Consider the following 552-nt stretch of genomic DNA (forward strand, 5'->3'; position numbering starts at 1 on the left):
ATGCAGCGGAGACAATCGGTGAGGATTGTGCTTGACGAGTAGGTGAAACTAGCGAAATCGAGGAATAGAGGGAAATCTGAGCACGATTTTAGGCAATACCGGTTGATGTCAAATAGTAGTGCATCTGCTATACCCGCGGTTAATCAGCTATTCCTGCGTAAATCGTGCGATGCGGGGTCTGAAAAGTGCATGACGAGATTTCTAACAACCTCGTTTTCTCCTCTCCTATATATCCATAGTGAATCTGATAGTTGGTCTGTAGAAGTAGGACCCTAGAGAAACTATCCCGTCATAGGCTGATATATTTTGAAGGCGGAACAGCTGTTCTGCCGAGTTAGTCTTGTGCCACCGACCGGGCTGGTTGCTTCGTTGCAGGGGCAGGTGGTTCGTGTGTTCCGAACTCGGGGTGAGTCTCTTCCATCCACACGTACACGATCGCCCCAGAGACGAACATCAGGGCGGCAGTCATGTAGAATGCGGCTTCGGTGCTCACAAATTCCATCGAGAGGCCGATGAGGATTGCGCCGACGCCGTATCCCGAGTCACGCCACA

At 50.9% G+C, this 552-nt stretch carries 1 pseudogene; it reads right to left on the reverse strand.

What is annotated here, in order from left to right:
- Positions 1–334: 334 nt before the first annotated feature.
- Positions 335–552 (reverse strand): annotated as a pseudogene (locus QT222_RS00040) (MFS transporter); the annotation flags it as partial.

It is taken from the genome of Haloferax sp. s1 (genome assembly GCF_058382125.1).